This window comes from Desulfarculaceae bacterium, assembly GCA_020444545.1.
Classification (GTDB): domain Bacteria; phylum Desulfobacterota; class Desulfarculia; order Desulfarculales; family Desulfarculaceae; genus Desulfoferula.
Genome location: JAHLKT010000007.1, coordinates 220,819 through 235,731 on the forward strand (window position 1 = coordinate 220,819; position 14,913 = coordinate 235,731).

At 66.3% G+C, this 14,913-nt stretch carries 11 protein-coding genes; 3 read left to right on the plus strand and 8 right to left on the minus strand.

Annotated features, from left to right (window positions below; all coding sequences use genetic code 11):
- Positions 1-57 precede the first annotated feature (57 nt).
- The 6 genes from KQH53_18710 to KQH53_18735 all read right to left on the minus strand — a co-directional run bounded on the left by KQH53_18710 (position 58) and on the right by KQH53_18735 (position 8,353).
- Positions 58-564 (minus strand): MarR family transcriptional regulator, encoded by a 507-nt coding sequence (locus KQH53_18710; protein ID MCB2228715.1) that lies wholly within the window; start codon positions 562-564, stop codon positions 58-60.
- Positions 565-813: 249 nt separating this feature from the next.
- Positions 814-4,212 (minus strand): PAS domain S-box protein, encoded by a 3,399-nt coding sequence (locus KQH53_18715; GenBank protein MCB2228716.1) that lies wholly within the window; start codon positions 4,210-4,212, stop codon positions 814-816.
- 106 nt (positions 4,213-4,318) lie between these two features.
- Positions 4,319-4,648, minus strand: coding sequence for a hypothetical protein (locus KQH53_18720; protein MCB2228717.1), 330 nt, complete (start codon positions 4,646-4,648; stop codon positions 4,319-4,321).
- The gene (gene kaiC / locus KQH53_18725; protein MCB2228718.1) at positions 4,645-6,030 is read right to left on the minus strand and encodes a circadian clock protein KaiC; all 1,386 of its coding nucleotides are present in this window, start codon (positions 6,028-6,030) and stop codon (positions 4,645-4,647) included. Before kaiC ends, KQH53_18720 begins: the two co-directional genes overlap by 4 nt.
- A gap of 364 nt (positions 6,031-6,394) precedes the next feature.
- Positions 6,395-7,948 carry a hypothetical protein gene (locus tag KQH53_18730; protein MCB2228719.1) on the minus strand — a complete coding sequence of 518 codons (1,554 nt, stop codon included), beginning with the start codon at positions 7,946-7,948 and terminating at the stop codon, positions 6,395-6,397.
- Between the two features lie 78 nt (positions 7,949-8,026).
- Entirely contained in the window at positions 8,027-8,353 is a 327-nt protein-coding gene (locus tag KQH53_18735) for a hypothetical protein (protein ID MCB2228720.1), read from the minus strand.
- Between the two features lie 180 nt (positions 8,354-8,533).
- Here KQH53_18735 and KQH53_18740 point away from each other — a divergent pair, with 180 nt between their 5' ends.
- Positions 8,534-10,600 carry a tetratricopeptide repeat protein gene (locus tag KQH53_18740; GenBank protein MCB2228721.1) on the plus strand — a complete coding sequence of 689 codons (2,067 nt, stop codon included), beginning with the start codon at positions 8,534-8,536 and terminating at the stop codon, positions 10,598-10,600.
- Between the two features lie 49 nt (positions 10,601-10,649).
- Here KQH53_18740 and KQH53_18745 read toward each other — a convergent pair whose 3' ends face one another.
- Both KQH53_18745 and KQH53_18750 read right to left on the minus strand, forming a co-directional pair.
- Complete coding sequence (locus tag KQH53_18745; GenBank protein ID MCB2228722.1) at positions 10,650-11,402, minus strand: hypothetical protein; 753 nt, start codon at positions 11,400-11,402, stop codon at positions 10,650-10,652.
- 12 nt (positions 11,403-11,414) lie between these two features.
- Complete coding sequence (locus KQH53_18750; protein MCB2228723.1) at positions 11,415-12,017, minus strand: rhodanese-like domain-containing protein; 603 nt, start codon at positions 12,015-12,017, stop codon at positions 11,415-11,417.
- A gap of 556 nt (positions 12,018-12,573) precedes the next feature.
- Here KQH53_18750 and KQH53_18755 point away from each other — a divergent pair.
- Positions 12,574-13,935, plus strand: a complete 1,362-nt coding sequence (locus KQH53_18755) for a sigma 54-interacting transcriptional regulator (protein ID MCB2228724.1) — start codon at positions 12,574-12,576, stop codon at positions 13,933-13,935.
- Positions 13,936-14,064: 129 nt separating this feature from the next.
- Positions 14,065-14,913 (plus strand): GDP-mannose 4,6-dehydratase (gene gmd / locus KQH53_18760; GenBank protein ID MCB2228725.1); only part of this gene is annotated, 849 nt, incomplete at its 3' end.

Here is a 14,913-nt window from a genome sequence, read left to right on the forward strand (position 1 = left end):
CATAGCGAGTATGGGAATGTTTGCAACAGCATGATCAGGTGCGCGGGTTCAGTCCGTTTATTTGTTTGCTTTGGCCGGGGGCGCGGCATGGGGCGCACCCAGATCCTTATCGGCGGCAATGACCGGGGCGGCATTCACCTCCCCAGCCTCCATCATGTCCACCACCTTGCAGAGCACCCGGTCGATCTCGTCCAACTCGGCCGGGCCCAGGGACTCCAGACGGGAGGCGAAGCGCTCGTGCAGGGAGCGGGGCGCGTGGCCCACGGCCTCGCGGCCGCCGGGGGTCAGATGGATGCTCACCTTGCGGCGGTCGCTTTGGTCGCGCCGCCTCTCCACCAGGCTGCGTTTTTCCAGCCGGTCCAGCACTCCGGTGATGGTGGCCTGGCTCAGGAACATCTCCTTGGCCAGGGCCCCGGGAGTGTGTGGGCCTTCCTGGGCCAACAGGCGCAGACACAACAGCTGCGGCGTGGTCAGACGGTGCTCGCTGGCCAGGCGGCGGCTGTGCAGGTCGGTGGCCCGGATTATGCGGCGGATGGAGCGCAAGATGTGTTCGTCGATGGCCATCTCTGCATTCCGGTCCCGTCCGCGTTTCGGGGCGCCCGGCATGGGCGTCAGCCGAAAATTGTTTAGATCACAAAACTTTAGTACACATATCATTCTGGTGGTTTGGTGTCAAGTTTCGGGCCTTGGGGTTGCCGGGGGCGCGGCCCGGCGCAAGCCTCCGTCCGGGCGGGGAGGCCGGGCTCCCTGCCCGCGATGCAAACCACGGGGACCTGAAAAAGGATTTGCCTAATCGAAGCGAAGCGGCCCGGTTCAGTCCTTACTCAGGACTTCCCTGATTATGCGGCCCATCTCCTTGGGCATGAGAGGTTTCATGGCCAGGTGGGACACGCCGGCCTCCTGGGAGGTGGCCGAGGTGAGGCGCTCGGAAAAACCGGTGCACATGACGATGGGCATTTCGGGTCTGATCTTCTTGAACTCCTGGGCCAACTCGGCCCCGGTCATCCCGGGCATGGTGTAGTCGGTCATCAGCAGGTCGTACTCATGGGGAGCCTCCCGGAAGGCCTCCAGGGCCTTCTCGGGAGAGGTGAAGCCCCACACCCGGTAGCCCAGGCGGGTCAGGGCGGTTTGGCCGATATCCACCAGGGGCGCCTCGTCGTCGACCAGGATTACGCGCTCATCGCCGCGCAGTGCTTCCGGCGGCTCCCGGTCTTGGTCCGCCTGGTGGCCCTGAACCTCCAGCGGCAGGTAGACATGGAAGGTGGAGCCCTCCCCCGGCTCGCTGTAGACCCTGATGGTGCCCCCGTATTCGCTCACGATGCCGTGGGCCACCGAGAGCCCCATGCCCGTGCCCTTGCCGACTTCCTTGGTGGTGAAGAAGGGCTCGAAGATGCGCTCCATCACCTCCTTGTTCATGCCCACGCCGGTGTCGCTGACGCTCAGGCGTTGATACTTGCCCGGCACGATGTCCATGTACCCGCTGGCGTCCGCTTCCTCTATTTCGACCAGCCCCAGGTCCACCCCCAAGACCCCGCCGGTCTCGGCCATGGCATGGGCGGCGTTGGTGCACAGGTTCATCAATATCTGATGGATCTGCACCGGGTCGGCCAGTATCTTGCTGTCGCCCGCGGCCAGGCTTTGCCTGATTTCGATGGTGGCGGGCAGGGTGGCCCGGAGCATCTTGATCACTTCCTTGGCCAGAGGCTTCAGGTTCATGAGGACTTTTTTGTGCTCGCTCTGCCGGCTGAAGGACAGTATCTGGTAGGTGAGGTCCTTGGCCCGCTTGGCCGCCTCGATCACGGTTTGCACGTATTGGGCGGTTTCGGTGCCTTGCTGCAATTCGGTCAGGGCCAGCTCGCTGTAGCCCATGATCGCCGCCAGGATGTTGTTGAAATCGTGGGCGATGCCCCCGGCCAGGGTGCCGATGGCCTCCATTTTTTGGGACTGGCGCAGCTGCGACTCGAGCTTTTCCCGCTCCTCCCGGTCCTTGATCATGCTGGCAATTGAATGGGCGATGATCGAAGCGCCGGTAACCTCGCCCTGGCCGTCGAACACCGGCGAGACCGAGAGGGAAACGTCCACCAGGCTCCCGTCCTTGCAACGGCGGACCGTCTCATGGACCCGGGTGGATTTGCCTTGCCGCACCCGGCGGACCTCCTGGCGCATCTCGTCCATCCGGTCCTCGGGCACCAGCACCCTTATCTGTTGGCCGAAGATCTCCTCGGCGCTGTATCCGTAGATCTGCTGGGCCGCCCGGTTCCAGGAAGTGACGATGCCCTCCAGGTCCACGCCGATGATGGCGTCCTGAGAGGACTCCACGATGGCGGCCAGCCGGTTGACGGCCTCTTGGGCCGCCTTCCTCTCCGTGAAGTCCTCGCCCGAGCTGAGGGTGCCGGTTATGTTGCCCTGGGAGTCCTTGAGCACGGTGTTGAACCAGCGCACCTCGCGCCGTTCGCCGGAGGCCGTAAGCACCGGCGACTCCGCGTGCATGTGCTGTTGCAACTTTCCGGTGCAAATGTCTTGGTGGATTTGCCGCACCTGGGGGCGCATTTCCCCGGGGATGAAATTGTCGATCCAGTTGCGGCCCGCCAGCTCCTCCGCCGGGAGGCCCAGCAGCTCGGCGCCCCGCCGGTTGATCATTTCGATGCGGCCCTCGGGGTCCAGGGCCAGCAGGATCACCCCGGCGGTGTCCAGATACTTTTGGGAGCGGTTGCGCTCGCTCAGCAGCGCTTCCTGGGCCTGCTTTGGGGCGGTGATGTCCTGGAAGGTTCCCCTGGTGAGCAGGGGCGCTCCGCTCTCGGAGTAGAAGTTGCGGCCGATGCCTCTTATGTGCAGGACCGCGCCGTCTTGCCGGACGATGCGGAACTCGACGTTCATGGGCAGGTGCTGGGCGATGGTGGTCTGGATATGCTCGCGCACCCGCTCCAGATCCTCGGGATGCAAAAAATGCATAAATTCCTGGTGAGTAAAGGCGCCCCCTACGCCGCCGATGCCCAGGAGCCGGAAGAATCCCTCGGACCAATAGCCCTCGCCGGTTTGCCAGTTGCGCTCGAAATAGCCCAGGTTGGCGATCTCCTCGGCCTGCTGCAAGGATTCCAGGCTGTTGCGCAGCGCCTGCTCGGCCGCCGTTTTTTCCGATACGTCGCGGATCACCCCGATGAAGCCTTCCGCCTGGCCGGCTTCGTTGGTCAGGTGATAAACCCCGGTCTCGCCGGGGAAGGCTTCTCCGTTCTTGCGCCGGTAGGTTACGGTAATGACAAAGGGCTGGCCGGGGTGGTTTTTCATCTCCCGGCCCATGCGGGCGAACTCCGCCTCGCTGTCATAAACCACCGAAGTTTTCTTCCCCTTGATCTCCTCCAGGCTGTAGCCGAAGGCGGCGGAGAACTCGGGGTTGCAGTCGATGATCTTGCGCTCGGTGTCGGCCACCAGGATGGCGTCGCGGATGCTGGTGTAGAGCAGGCGGTATTTCCGCTCGCTCTCGGCCAAGGCCTTCTCGGCCTGTTTGCGTTCGCTGATGTCCTGGACCGTGCCGCTGACTTTGGTTACGACGCCGTGCTGGTCCTTTTGGGGGCGGCCGATGGTCTCGGCCCAGGTGATGGACCCGTCCCGCCGCCTGATGCGGAACTCCTCGCGGTAGGGGCGCCCCTGCTCCGCCGCCGCCTGCACGATCCGGTCGATGCGCTCCCAGTCGTCGGGATGAATGTGCTCCGCGTGATCCGCCCAGGAGGGAGGCTCCCGTTCCGGGTCGCGGTCGAAGATGCGGTACATCTCCGCCGACCAGAAGGCGGTGTCGTTGGCCACGTCGTAGTGCCAGGAGCCCACCCGGGCCAGCCCCTGGGCCTCTATCAGGGCGGCCTCGCTTTGGCGCAAGGCCTTTTCCGCCGCCCGCCTCTCGCTCAGGTCCCTGAGCGAGGCGCGGAAGGCCGGTCTGCCTTCCCACAAGGTATTGCGGGACCAAAGCTCCACCGGGACGGTGAGGCCGTCCGGGGTGAGCATGTCGATCTCTATGGGGTGGTCCTGGCCGTGAACCGGCACCCCGAACCGCTTGCCCACCAGCTCCTCGCCCCTGCGCTGGAGTATCTCCTCGGCGGCCGGGTTGGCCAGCAGGACGGTCCCCTCGGGGTCGAGCACCAGGATGCCGTCGGCGCTGTCGTGGATTACCCCGAGCATACTCTCGAGGCTCAGCTGATACTCGAGCTCTTTGCCCGCCAAGGCGGCTAGTTTCCCGCGCAGCGTGTTCAACGCGCTGATAAGTTCCGCTTTGGTCTTTTGCGAGTCGCTCAAAACAAAAGCCTTGTTGGGGGAATGCGGGCGTGGGCTAGATGGGCTCTAGCGGCAGTTCGTCGGTTAGCCCCAGGCCGTTTGCAGCCTTGGCGGCTTCGGAAAGATCGCCGATGACCCGCCTTTCGGGGGCGGGGGAGTTGCGCACCACGGCGGGGATGGCCAGGAGGTCGGCCGGGATGGGGGGCGCCGGCTTTGCCAAAATGTCGACGATGGTTATGTTGTAGCGGCCCGGCACGTAGTGCTCGCATAGCCTGCGCAGGACGTTTTCCGCCTTCTGCGCGATCTCGTTGGCTCCCGCGGTGTAGAGGGTGAATTGCCACTCCGGCGAGGAGCTCCCTTGGTAAGGGCTGGCTTGTCGGGTCATATTGCTCCGCCAAACTCCAACTTCGCGGGTTTCACCTCCGGGCCCTTGCCCGAAAGCAGGAGCTCCCAGACCCCTTGAGAGTGCGCTATCCCCCTGGCCTTGTGCACGTAAATGTATCTTTTGCGCTCGCCGGATTGGCGGTGATAGTTGATCACCACCCAGGTGTCCACGATGGAAGAGACCTCGGTCATGGATTGTTCGGGGCTGTACTCTCCCGGGACGAGGCAGGTCATCAGGGTATTGATACCCTGCATCTTGAAGAAGTCGATGAGCCTGGTGAGCATGGAGCGGATATCCCACTCGCTGCCGATGGGCAGGAAGCTGGTTATGGGGTCCATGACCACGGTGTCGGGCTTGAACTCGTCCACCAGGCGGTGAATCCGGAGCAGATGCTCCTCGAGGCCGAAGTTGGTGGGGCGCATGGGCTCCGTGAGCAAGGAGCCGTTTTCAATCCAACGGCCCAGGTCGATGCCCACCGAAGCCATGTTGCGCACGATCTGGCTGCTGGCTTCCTCGAAGGGCAGGTACAGGCAGCGGCCGCCTGCCGCGCAGGTTTTTTCGGCTATGCGGGCGGCCAGGGTGGACTTGCCGGTCCCGGCCACGCCCGAGATCATCACCGTGCTCCCCCGGTAGAAGCCCTTGCCGTCGAGCATCTGGTCCAGCCCCGCGACCCCGGTGGAGACGAACTCGTTGGAGGAAGGGAAGTCGAGGCTGATCGAGGTTATGGGCAGTACGGAAAGGCCGTCCGGGCTGATGAGGAAGGGGAACTCGTCCGCGCTGTGCGCCGAGCCGCGGCACTTGACCACCCGCATCCGGCGTTTGGACACCTGGCCTTGCACCCGGTGGTCCAGCAGGATCACGCAGTCGGTGGCGAACTCCTCCATGGTGAACCGGTGGTGGGACATGTCATGCAGTTCGCTGGTTATGACCGTGGTGATGCCCTGTTGCTTTGTCCACGCGATAACCCGGGCGAGCTCGTAACGGAGGTTTTGAGAATTCTTGTATTGCGCCAGAAGAGAATTGAGGTTGTCCAGGACCAGGCGCTTGGCCTTGATATCGGAAAGCCACCTCTCCAACATCGCCAAAAAACCGTCCAGGGTGTAATCGCCCGCCTGGGTGATACGCGATCCGGCAATGGGTACGTGCTCTATGCTCAGCTTGTTTTCGCCCAGGGCCCGGTTGAGTCCCAGTCTGAGTCCGGAGAGGTTGCCGGTCAGGTCTTCTTTGGTTTCTTCAAAGGATACGAAGACGCCTGGCTCATCGTGGTCCACCGCGCCATGACCCAAAAACCTCGCGGCCAAGATGGTCTTGCCGCAGCCGGGGCCTCCGATGGCCAGGGTGGTTTTGCCGGCGGGAAAACCGCCTCGTAACACTTCATCCAAACCGGATATTCCGGTGGGGCATTTCCGGATGTGGCCCATGTTTGTTTTCCCTGTGAGCTAATGCATATGCTTTAGAGCGAAGGCACTTTTCGGCTAGGGATTTAGTCGGGCGTTAGGTTTGGCGAAACACTGAGCCGCAAAGCCTTTCGTTCAATGCAACGGCTTTATTTCTTGGCCGCCGCTCCGGGGAGACACGGCCAATAAGCTGCGCATTTTACTGACAACTCTCACCCCACTATAGGCTCTAATGGTTGCGTTTAACAAGAATATAATAGTAACCGCGAATTGGGGTTTTTCGGGGAAAAGGCACGGGATGCATTGCCGCCGGCTATGCGTCCGGCGGGAAACCAGGCCCGTGCCGGGGCTAATCCTTGCCATTTTCCGGCAGCAACCAGGCCCGCGCCTCGCGTGGGGGGAGCATGGCCCGGAGCTGGCCTCCGGCCGGAGCCAGCCCGCCGCTATGCCAGAGCCGGCGGGCCGGTCCGTCCACCGGCCCCAGGGCCACCTCGGCCGTGTGGGGGGTGGTGTTGACCAGCAGAATCAGGGTCCCCCGGGAGCAGCGGCCCCATCCGGCGCGCACCGCCGGGCCGCCGCCGGGGTCGGAGCGCACCCGGCCCAGATGCTTCAGGGTCATGCCCGGGGGCAGGCCGGGGATCAGGGGCAGCCAGGGGCCCAGCCGCCGGAGCCGCCCGGCCAGGCGGCAGATGGCCGGGCCCAGGGTGGGGTCGGCCGCGCCCAGGCGCCAGTTGTAGAACAGCAGGCCATCGGCCCCGGCGGTGAGGGCCGAGGCGGCCAGGGCGTTCATCTCCTCGGGACGGGGAGGGCGGCTCCAGCCGTTGGGGGCCTCGGCGCCGCCGCCGAAGGCCTGCACCACCCCCCACACCTGTCCTCCGGGCCGCACCAGGCCCCTCGCCTGGGTGATGCTGTCGGCCAGCCAGTTCAGGGGTTGGGTGGGCACGGGGTACTGGTCCATGAACACCGCGTCGTACGCCGGGGCGTACTGCGCCACCGCCTCGGGCCGCACCAGGGCCGTGACCACCGGGATAGCGGGGAAGGCCTTGGCCAGCGCCTTGCGGGCGGCCAGCAGGCGGCTCAGCGGGAAGGACCTGATCTCGGGCTCATCCTGTGGATAGAAGGCCACGGGCAAAAGGGTTGGGTCCAGGCCGCGCAGCAGGCTTATCTTCTTGTCCAGGGCCGTGCCGCCCGGCGGCACGATGAGGATGACCCCCAGACCCAGGGCGCGGGCCTCGGTCAGCAGGGCGGGAAGCTGGGCCAGGGAAGACCCCAGCACCACGGTGTCCAGGCCGCAGGCCTTGGCCGGGGCCAGTTGGGATTGCCGGTTCAGATAGGCCCCCACCGGGAAGGCGCCGGGCTTGGCCAGGGGCCGGGCGGGCGCAAGGGCCGGGGCCGGGGGCAGGGGCTCCAGCACTGCCTGGGACAAAAGCAGGCGGCTGTCGCTGTGGTTGCGGATGACGATGCTGCCTTGGCCGCCGGGCGGGGCGATGCCGGTAACCGTGATCTTCTGCCAGCCGCCCACCACGCAGTGCGCGTCCAGGCGGTGCTCCCGGCCCAGGAAGTTCAGCCAAAGGTAGTGGTCGTTTACGAAGCTCTGCCGCCTGAGCCACAGGCTGAGGCCGTAGCGCTTCCCGGGCTTGAGGGCCAGGGGCTTGCTGGCCAGGGCGGCCGGGGCCTTGCCGGTGAAGACCCAGGCCCTGCCCTCGCGGGGATAGGGGCGCTCCAGGGTCAGGCCGCCCGAGGCGCGGCTGGCGGCGGTGGCCGGGGTGTCCCACAGGGCCGAGCCGGGGGTCAGGTCGGGCCGTTCCCCGGGCGGGGGAGGGGCATAGGCCGGGGCGCAGGCGAGCAGCGCCGCCAGCAAGAGCAGAACGGCCACCATCAACAGGCGGGCGGGTCGGTGCATGGAGCGCCTCCGTCTTGGGTGCCACATCTATATATTTATGGCACAACCGGGAGGCGCTTGTCCTCAACCGCTTGGGGATCAGGCTCCTGCCGGGGCGGGCAGCTCCTGCCTACACTGGGCGCAGCGGGTGGCTCCCCGCATGGCTTGGGCGCCGCAGTGGGGGCAGGCATGGCGCCGGCGCTCCTCGGCCAGCCAGGCCTCGGTGCCCAGCTCCCGCCAGCGGGGGATGCCGGCCAGGATCATGGCGCGGCCCGGCCCGGACCGCTTCCGCCCGGAGGCGGCGCGGCCGCCGGACAGCACCCGCAGGGGCGGCCAAGGTTGCCAGCGGGCGTCGCGGTTCCACAACCACATTGCGATGCGAGTGAGCTCCCGTTGATCGATGGATGGCGTTCTGGCTCGGGCCATGGCGTTTCTCCCCTCTGATTATATAGAGTGCGGGGAGCGGCGGTTGTGACCGGAAGGGCGAATTTTTTTTAGAGCCCAGGGGCCGCGTCCCGCCGGAGGGGGCTTCCCCGTCTGGGGCAGGGCGGGCATTTATGGCATAATCAAACGACGCTTGTCCCCATGCCTCCGGGAGAGACGCTCATGCCCAAGTACCTGGCGGGACCGCTCCTGTTGATGCTCCTGTCCGCGCTGCTGGCGGCGGGCTGCGGCGGCAAAAAGGCCGCGCCGGTGGAGGAGCCCGCCGCCTCCGCCCAATCCGCCGCGTCCGAGGCCGTGGCCCAGGCCCCCCAGCCCGAGCCGGTGTGCCTCTACCTTTTCTGGACCCGCGACCCCTCGCGCATCGGCGAGGTGCAAGACCGCGTGGCCCGGGGCGAGCGTTTCCCCCCGGCGGCCAAGGCGGTGTCCGAGGAAGGGCTCAAGGGCGCCTCGCGGCTCAACGCCACCTGCATGGCCCCGGCCGAGCTGGACCCCGAGCTGCTGACCCAGGTGGATCGCCTGAGCGTGGGCCAGGTGTCGCCGCCCTTTGACTACGCCCAGGGCCAGGCCCTGGCCATGCGCACCACGGACCGCTACTGGCGCGAAGGCAAGGAGCTGTTCGCCCAGAAGAAATACGCCGAGGCGGCGGCGGCGCTCAAGAAGCACCTGGAGCTGCACCCCGACTCGGCCACGGTGTGGCAGGCCCTGTCCGAATGCCTGGGCGCCCAGGGCGAGGACCAGGCCGCCCTGGAGGCCCTGGACAAGGCCCTGGCCATATCGCCGGAAAGCCCCTCCCTGCTCAACGGCCGCGCCACCCTGCTCATCCGCCTGGGGCGCGGCCAGGAGGCGGTGGCCGACTACCGCAAGGCCCTGGAGCTGGCCCCGGCCAGCCCCCTGCTCATGCACAACCTGGCCTGGGCCCTGCTGCACGAGAAGGAAAACCTGGACCTGGCCATGGAGCTTATGGGCCAGGCGCTCAAGATGGAGCCGGACAACGGCCACTTCTGGGACACCCTGGGGCGCATCCAAAAGGCGCGGGGAGATTACGGCGACGCGGTGGTGAGCCTCTACCGGGCCAACCATTTGGGGGTGCGCCAGGAGGGCAACCGCCAGGACCTGGCCGAGGCCCTTTTGGAGCTTCCCCCCGAGGCGGTGGCCCGCCTGGCCGGGCGCAAGGGCGGCCTGCCTCCCTTCAAAATCCCGGCCCCCGCGCCCGCGCCCAAGGCGGCCCTCCCGGCCCCGGCCCCCAACCCCCTGGGCGCGCCCAGCGCCCCGCCGGGCCAGGAGCCCCTGCTGCGCACCTGGCGCTCCGCCACGCCGGCCCCCGCCCCAGCCAAGACCCCGGAGGCCGCCGCGCCCGCCGTGGCCCCGGCCGAGCCGCTCCTGAGCGAGCCCCTGACGCCCCTCTGGACCGCGCCGCCGCCATCCGCGGCCCCGGCCCCGGAAGCCGCCCCGCCGCCAGCGCCCCCGGAGCAAACCGTAGGCCCCGAGGAAGGACGGCCCGAGGCCGCTGCTCCCGCGCCCCCGGAACCTGAACAGCCCCCGGCCGCGCGGGAGCAGGCCCAGCCCGGCCAAGAGCAGCCTCCGGCCCAGGAGCAGCCTCCGGCCCAGGAGCAGGCCCCGGCTCAGGAGCAGGCCGCTACCCAGGACGACGATGGGCCGCCTCCGCCCCTGTGGGACAGCGAGGAGTACCAAGGCCGTTTGGAGCCGGTGGGCGAGGACGTGCTGCTCTTCGGCCAGCTGGAGGCCATGGAGACCGCCAGCCCCGAGGACCAGGAGGAGGACGAGCCCCTGGCCCCGGCCGAAGCCGCCGCCCCCACTGCCGCCCCTCCGGACCGGCCCAAGCCCCTTCCGCTCGCCGCCGCCCCGGCCCCGGCCCGGCAGGGCCCGGCGGTGACCGCCGTTTTGCGCAAGCCCCGCCCCGCGCCCGAAGCCCCGGCTCCGGCTCCGGCCGTCCGCGAAAAGCTGCCCGCCCCGGTCCCGGCCATCCCGGGCTACTACATCCTGGTGGGCTCCTTCCGTTCGCCGGAGCTGGCCAGCAAGGAGATGAAGCGCTGGCGGCGGCTGAACCAGGCGGTGTGGATGGAGTGGCGCACCGTGCCCAAGCGGGGCGACTGGGTGCGGGTGATGCTGGGTCCCTACCAGAAAAAGTCCGACGCCCGCCACGAGGCCGAACTCCTCCGAGAGCGCAAGCTCATCCGGAGCTACAGCGTGTTGGACAAGCTGGAATAAAAAAAGCGGCGGCCCCGGAGGGCCGCCGCGCGTCTAGCCGGGTGAGAGGCTACTTGTAGCAGCAGAACACCTGCTGTTGCAGGATGGTCACCTTGTCGTTGAGGAACCGGGCGTTGTAGCCCGCGTTGCGCAGGATGTTGTAGCCCATCTCCGCGCGCAGGCCGGTGCGGCAATGGGTGACGATCTCCTTGTCCTTGGGCAGCTCGCCCACCCGCGCGCTCAGCTCGTCCACCGGGATGTTCACCGCGCCGGGCAACATGCCGCTGGCGGCCTCGGCCTTGGTGCGCACGTCCAGGATCAACTTGCCCTTGGGCTTGTTGCGCACGATGTTCATGAACTCGTCGCCGGTGATCTCGCCCGGATGGGGGCGGGGGAGATAGAAGATCTTGGTGCTCACCATGTCGCGCTGGGTGGGCCCGCCGGCCTTTTGCCAGCCCTTGAACCCGCCCTGCAGGATGGCCACGTTGCCGTAGCCCCAGGAGCCGATCTCCTTGGCCAGCTTGCCCAGCTCGGCCATGTTGGTGTCGTCGGAATACAGGACGATGTAGGCCTTGCGGTCCAGGGGGAACTGCTCGCGCTCGGCGATGACCCGGTTCGCGGGGATGGCCACCGCGCCCTGGATGTGACCCTTCTTGGCGGCCTCGACCCCACGGGTGTCGATGACCACGATGTAGCCCAAACGCTTCTTCACGAAATCACTGGTGGCCACCACCGGCAGGCCCGCCTTTTTCCAGGCGGGGAGCCCGGCGTGGAAGACCTTGACGTTGGTGTAGCCCTTCTTTTCCGCCAACCTGGCGGCCATGGGAGAGAGCACTCATCTGAAGCCTTGGCAATAGAAGATGACCAGGGCGTTCTTGTCCTTGGGCAGCTTGCCCATCATCTCGGGCATCTTGGGGAAGGGCATCATGACCGCGCCGGGGATGTGGCCCTCGTTGTAGCGGATGGGCGGGCGCGAGTCGACCAGGGTGTAGCCGCCCTTCTTGGGGCCTTTGGCCACCAGCGCGGCCAGTTCCTTCACCCCGATGATCTGCTTGTCGGGCACCTTGATCTTGGGCTTGGCCACGATGGCCGTGGCCACCAGGTCCGAGCCCTGCTTCACGTAGCTCACCTGCACCGGAATGGGCTTCTTGAGCTTCTTGATGCTGGGGACGTTGGTTACCGTGGTCTGGGGGGTGAACTTGAGGATGACGTTCTTGCCCGGGGCCACCATGACCGAGATGGACTTGGCCTTGTTGGAACGGCTCTGGAAGTCGCCGGCCACCACGTTGGGCATCTCCTTGAGCTCGCCGTGGCATTTAAGGCACTTTTTGGCCGCAATGACCTTGGCCGAGGCCGGCGGGGCGCTCAGGCCCATGACCGCCAGGGCGGCCAGGGCCAGGCCCAGCAGGCCGGTGGCCTTAATAATCGCCTTTCGCATTAATATCCTCCGTTGATAAATCAAACCGGTCGCGGCCGGGCGGAACCTTCCCGCCTCGGGCCTGTTTATCCGCAGCGCGCGCCCCTGCATGGGCGGGCGCCGGCTTTCTGGTTTGTGCCTCAATTAAAGAGCAACACTTGTGCCACTATGGACGGCTCCTCTATATTCATTTTAATTCAATCGGTTGCCCCAATGAACCCCCGCCTGTAAAGTCTTCACGAACGCGCAATATGTTAATTTAAGTTACAGGTGTTAAGGTTATACGGCATATGCCCGGTGGGGTTTGGAAAACAGGCGCTATTTGCGTTGCTTGCAAGGGAGGCTGTTTAAGTCCAAGGGAGCAGTGGGTTTTACACTCGTTGCCCCCGCCCGGCGGCAAGTTGGCAGGGCCTTTGCTTAATAAACCTGGAGATTGTTTTTGGGGCCCAGGGGCCGCGAAGGGCTTGGTCTGCTAACACATTGTTTTGGCGGGGCAATACTCCGGGTGGTTTCGCGGCGCACCTGTTAAGCGTTAAGGTATTGTTTAACCCCCGGCAGTTAACATGCGGCGGCTAAGATGGATCTGACCAGTCATTGGAAAACGGTGATGGACACCATGCAGGACGGCCTGCTGGTGGTGGACGACCGCGGCTTCATCATGGCGGTGAACCCCGCCGCCGAGGATCTGACCGGCTACGGGCAGAGTGAGATGCTGGGCCGGAGCTGCCGCATGTTGGGCTGCACCGGCTGCAACATCGTGGGCACCGGCTCGGGCGCGGACTGGTGTCAGCTATTCTTGGACGGCGAGGTGAGGGCCAAGCGCTGCACCATCACCCACAAGGACGGCAGCCGGGTGCAGGTGATCAAGCGGGCCTCGGTGCTCAAGGATCAGGTGGGCGAAGTCATCGGCGCGGTGGAGACGCTCATCGACGTGAGCGAGCTGGCCAAGAAGGAGCAGGAGCTCACCGACCTCCGGCGCAGCCTGGAGGGCCAGCCCGACGGCCGCTATGGCATCCTGGGCCGCTCCGAGCCCATGCAGCGCCTGTTGGACCTGGTGGAAAACGTGGCCGCCAGCGAGGCCCCGGTACTCATCCAGGGCGAGAGCGGCACCGGCAAGGAGCTGGTGGCTCGGGCCATCCACCAGCTGGGCCCCCGCCGCGACCGGCCCTTCATCAAGGTGAACTGCGCGGCCCTGAACCAGAGCCTTTTGGAGAGCGAGCTCTTCGGCCACGTGCGCGGCGCCTTCACCGGGGCCGAGCGCACCCGGGTGGGGCGCTTCGAGGCGGCCCACGGGGGCGACATCTTTTTGGACGAGATCGGCGACGTGCCCCTGGCCACGCAGGTGAAGCTCCTGCGCGTGCTGGAGAACCGCGAGGTGGAGCGGGTGGGCGACCACCAGCCCATCGAGGTGGACGTGCGCATCATCACCGCCACCAACCAGGACCTGGAGGGGCTCATCGGGGCCGGCGAGTTCCGCGAGGACCTGTTCTACCGCATCAACGTGGTGCCCCTGGCCGTGCCGCCCCTGCGCCGCCGCCTGGAGGACATCCCCCTCATCGCCACCCAGGTGATCCGGCGCATCGCCCTCAAGGGCGGCAAGCCTATCACCGGCCTCACCCCCAAGGCCATGGAGCGGCTGTTGGCCTACTCCTGGCCGGGCAACGTGCGCGAACTGATCAACGCCCTGGAGTTCGCCTTCGTGCTCTGCCCCGGCGGGCTGATCGGGGCCGAGCACCTGCCCCCGCGCATCGCCGGGTCCGAGCCCGCCGCGCCGGGCCGCCGGGGCCGTCCGGCCCTGGAGCGCTCGCGCCTGGTGGAGGTGCTGCGCCAGTGCGGGGGCAACCAGTCCCAGGCCGCCCGCGTCCTGGGCGTGAGCCGGGTTACGGTGTGGAAGCGGATTAAAGACTACGGCATCAATCTCCGCACCGATATTGTTTGAGCCGCGCGCCGCATTCGCTGCCCACATCAAGCCCTTATGGCCGTTCAGCGTTGCCAGGCGGGGAGTCATGCCCTAGAATGAAGGTCCACGGCTCCAGCGGGGCCACGATCATCCTAGGCGAGAGGAATCATGGACAAACGCGCACTGGTGACCGGCATCACCGGTCAGGACGGGGCCTACCTGGCCGAGCTACTGCTGTCAAAGGGCTACGAGGTCTGGGGCATTATCCGCCGCTCCAGCTCCTTCAATACCGGCCGCATCGATCATCTGTATCAGCCGCCCCAGGCCGAGGGCGCCCATCTGCGCCTGGTCTACGGCGATTTGACCGACGCCTCGAGCATCAACCAGATACTGATGAAAGTGCAGCCCACCGAGGTATACAATCTGGGCGCCCAGAGCCACGTCAAGGTGAGCTTCGACGTGCCCGAGTACACCTGCGACACCGTGGCCATGGGCGCGCTCAGGCTCTTGGAGGGCATGCGCCAGCTGAATATCGACGCGCGCTACTATCAGGCCAGCTCCAGCGAGATGTTCGGGCTCACCGAAAACGCGGTGCAAAACGAAGAGACGCCCTTCCACCCGCGCAGCCCCTACTCGGTGGGCAAGGTCTTCGCCTACTGGATGACCATCAACTACCGCGAGTCCTACGGCTTCCACGCTTCCAACGGCATCCTGTTCAACCACGAGTCGCCCAAGCGGGGCGAGACCTTCGTGACCCGCAAGATCTCCCGGGCGGTGGCCCGCATCAAAAAGGGCCTGCAAAAGAAGCTCTACCTGGGCAACATGGACGCCATGCGCGACTGGGGCTATGCCGGGGATTACGTGGAGGCCATGTGGCTCATGCTCCAGCAGGACGAGCCCGACGACTACGTGGTGGCCACCGGCGAGACCCACAGCGTGCGGGACTTCGTGGAGGCGGCCTTCGGCTACGTGGGCCTGGACTGGCACGACTACGTGGAGATCGACCCGCGCTACTTC